Here is a 3,176-nt window from a genome sequence, read left to right as displayed (position 1 = left end):
AGACAGATCCAGTTGCGCATGACCATCCGCCGCAACACCGACCAGACGCTGCCGGCCAGCCATATCATCGAGATGATCTTCCTGACGCCCGACGGCTTCGAGGGCGGCGGTGTCGACAACATCCTGCGCGTTGCCATGAAGGCTTCGGAGCAGGATGCCGGCAGCCCGCTGATCGGCATTCCGGCCAAGATTGCCGACGGCTTCTTCCTCGTCGCGCTCAACGACACCAAGGCCGACGAAGACGCCAACATGACCTTGTTGCGCGGCCAGGACTGGATCGACGTGCCGGTGGTCTACAAGACCGGACGGCGGGCGTTGCTGACCATGGAAAAGGGCATTCCCGGAGAGAAGGTGTTCGACGAGGCAATCAAGGCCTGGCAGGCCAAGACGGCAGGCTGAGACGCTGTAGCCGCCGTTCAGAAGCCCTGGAACAGCATGTCGAGCGCAGCGACGATGTCGTCGTGGTGCTTGATCAGGTTCAGCCGACTTTCGCCCAATTCGCTGGCAGAAACGGTGGCAACCAGGTGTGTTGCCATAACGAGCTTTCGACCGTTGATCTCAAAAATCGGATGAAGCTTTCGCATCGGCGGTGGCACCATTGCGACCGGCAGAAGCGGCACGACCACCCGCGTCTTGAAATTGTCGAGCAGCTCTGACTGAACGTCGAGCACATAGCTGCCTTCGATGCGACCGGCGAAGACATCATAGCGGGGCATCAGAACTGCCGGTACTCTTCCAGCGGGATGCCATGTTTCTCGATATAGTCGTTCCACGCGTCCATCGTGGCGCGGTTCTCAAGCTTCCACAGTCGCGTTTTTTCGGCAGCCACCGCCTCCGCGATGCCGGCCTCCGCAGCGCGCGAGACATTCACGTCAAGTCCCTTGGCTTCCCTCATGAGGTTCGAATCGATCGACAGATTTGCTGGCTGACGGGTCGCACTCAAGGCAATTTTGCGCATAATAGCCTCCGCAACATGCGCATAATATATGCGCATTTCTGTATGGAGGCAATCAGGCGGTTCTAGCTGCAGGTAGGGGCGCTCGGCCCCTTCGCTATGGCTCCGGGCGTTCGTCGCTTCAATCGACAAATCGTCGTCGATTGATCGGCCTACGGCCGAAACACTCCTCACCCCTCCATCTCCTCGCGCAACATCTCCAGTTCCAGCCATTCTTCCTCGAGCGCGGCCAGCGTCGCGCGCTCCTTGTCGAGGGCGGCGATGGTTTTCTGGAACGAGGCCGGATCGCGCTCGTAATAGGCCGGATCGGCGATGTTGTTCTCCAGCCTCGAGATCGAGGCCATCACAGCTTCGATTTTCTTCGGCAGGGATTCCAGTGCGAATTTCTGCTTGAACGACAGTTTCTTCGCCGGCCCTTTTGGCGCGGCGGCTTCGCTCTTGCCTGACGCGGGCGCCTCGCCATTTTCGGCTCTCGCCCGCGCCTTGCGGTCGTCCAGCTTCGTGCCGCCGCGCTGCGCCAGCATGTCGGAGTAGCCGCCGGCATATTCGATCCAGCGGCCCTCACCATCCGGCGCGATCAGGCTGGTCACGGTGCGGTCGAGGAAATCGCGGTCGTGGCTGACCAGGATGACGGTGCCGGCGAAACCGGCGACCAGTTCCTGCAGCAGTTCCAGCGTCTCCATGTCGAGATCGTTGGTCGGCTCATCGAGCACCAGAAGGTTTGCGGGCCGCGCCAGCACGCGCGCCAGCAAGAGCCGCGCCCGCTCGCCGCCGGACAACTCGCGCACCGGCGTGCGCGCCTGCTCGGGCTTGAACAGGAAATCCTTCATGTAGGAGACCACGTGGCGCTGCTCGCCATTGATGACGAGGTTTTCGCCGCGCCCATCGGTGAGATATTGTGCCAGCGTCTCCTGCGGGTCGACCGCCTCGCGCTTCTGGTCGAGCGTGGCGATCTCCAGATTGGTGCCGAGCCGCACCGAGCCGGCGTCCGGCTTCATCTCGCCGGTCAGCATTTTCAAGAGCGTGGTCTTGCCGGCGCCGTTCGGCCCGACCAGGCCAACGCGATCGCCACGCTGGATGCGGGTCGAAAACGCCTTGACCACGGTGAGATCGCCAAAGCTCTTTTCGATGTTTTTCGCCTCGATCACCAGCTTGCCGGACTCGGTGGCGTCGCTCGCCACCATGATCGCCGACCCTTCGGCCCCGCGATGACCGCGAAAACGCTGACGCATGGTCTGCAACTCGCCGAGCCGGCGCATGTTGCGCTTGCGCCGCGCCGTCACGCCGTAGCGCAGCCAATGCTCTTCGCGAACGATCTGGCGACCGAGCTTGTGCTGCTCGCGTTCTTCTTCCTCCAGAACCAGGTCGCGCCATTCCTCGAAATGGCCGAAGCCCTTGTCCAGCCTGCGGGTCTGGCCGCGATCGAGCCAGACCGTGGCGCGCGACACGCGTTCGAGGAAGCGGCGGTCGTGCGAGATGACGATCAGCGCCGAGGAGGTGCGGATGAGTTCTTCTTCCAGCCATTCGATGACCGAGAGGTCGAGATGGTTGGTCGGCTCATCGAGCAGCAGGATATCGGGCTCCGGCGCCATGACGCGGGCAAGGGCGGCGCGCCTCGCCTCGCCGCCCGACAGGTCGTTCGGACGTTCCTCACCCGACAGGCCGAGATGCTCCATCAGATAGCTGGCGCGGTAGGGATCGTCGGCGGGGCCAAGCCCGGCCTCGACATAGGCGCGGACAGTGGCAAAACCTTCCATGTCGGGCATCTGCGGCAAATAGCGGACGGTCGCCGAAGGCTGGCGGAACACTTCGCCGTCCTGCGGCTCGATCAGGCCGGCGGCGATCTTCAGCAGGGTCGACTTGCCGGACCCGTTGCGGCCGACCAGTGCGATCTTGTCGCCGGCCGAAGCCGTCAAGGCGGCGCCATCGAGCAGCGGCGTGCCGCCGAAGGTCAGTTTTATCCCATCAAGGTTGAGAAGGGGCGGGGCCATGTCAGCTTTCAGGTAAGGGATAGGGATGAGCGAGCAGCATCGCGCGGCCATGGCCGAGCGCGATTTCGAGGCGGCCCCCGGTCTTGTCGGACTTGACCTCGTTGGAAATGGTCAGCGACGAACCGAACGCCACCTTGACGTGAGCGAGCGGCCATTTGGGGCCGGTGACGGTCAGGCCGTCGAGCTCGGAAAAGCCGAGCACCGAAAACAGCGTGCCGTCGGCATAGTCG

Annotated in this window: 3 protein-coding genes and 2 pseudogenes; 1 reads left to right on the top strand and 4 read right to left on the bottom strand. The window is 63.1% G+C overall.

Annotated elements, in window-relative coordinates:
• Positions 1-399 (top strand): annotated as a pseudogene (locus EN884_RS30825) (hypothetical protein); the annotation flags it as partial.
• 17 nt (positions 400-416) lie between these two features.
• Here EN884_RS30825 and EN884_RS30820 read toward each other — a convergent pair.
• From EN884_RS30820 to EN884_RS30805, 4 genes and pseudogenes are all read right to left on the bottom strand, one after another.
• On the bottom strand, positions 417-716 hold the full coding sequence (locus tag EN884_RS30820; RefSeq protein WP_063169193.1) for a CcdB family protein: 300 nt from the start codon (positions 714-716) through the stop codon (positions 417-419).
• Positions 716-958 carry a type II toxin-antitoxin system CcdA family antitoxin gene (locus EN884_RS30815; protein WP_063170355.1) on the bottom strand — a complete coding sequence of 81 codons (243 nt, stop codon included), beginning with the start codon at positions 956-958 and terminating at the stop codon, positions 716-718. The genes EN884_RS30820 and EN884_RS30815 overlap by 1 nt, the downstream gene beginning before the upstream one ends.
• A gap of 167 nt (positions 959-1,125) precedes the next feature.
• Positions 1,126-2,946: an ABC-F family ATP-binding cassette domain-containing protein gene (locus tag EN884_RS30810; RefSeq protein WP_063169192.1), complete on the bottom strand. Its 1,821-nt coding sequence runs from the start codon at positions 2,944-2,946 to the stop codon at positions 1,126-1,128.
• A 1-nt stretch (position 2,947) separates the two neighbouring features.
• Positions 2,948-3,176 (bottom strand): annotated as a pseudogene (locus EN884_RS30805) (thiamine diphosphokinase); the annotation flags it as partial.

Origin of the sequence: Mesorhizobium sp. M7A.F.Ca.AU.001.01.1.1 (assembly GCF_004022735.1) — a bacterium.
GTDB lineage: Bacteria > Pseudomonadota > Alphaproteobacteria > Rhizobiales > Rhizobiaceae > Mesorhizobium > Mesorhizobium ciceri.
The sequence above is the reverse complement of the archived record's forward strand: the minus strand, read 5'-3'. Positions and strand labels throughout refer to the sequence as shown.

What these genes read in the sequence shown, in the direction of transcription:
- EN884_RS30820 (WP_063169193.1), bottom strand. Translation starts at nt 716, where the DNA reads ATGCCCCGCTATGATGTCTTCGCCGGTCGCATCGAAGGCAGCTATGTG.
- EN884_RS30815 (WP_063170355.1), bottom strand. Translation starts at nt 958, where the DNA reads ATGCGCAAAATTGCCTTGAGTGCGACCCGTCAGCCAGCAAATCTGTCG.
- EN884_RS30810 (WP_063169192.1), bottom strand. Translation starts at nt 2,946, where the DNA reads ATGGCCCCGCCCCTTCTCAACCTTGATGGGATAAAACTGACCTTCGGC.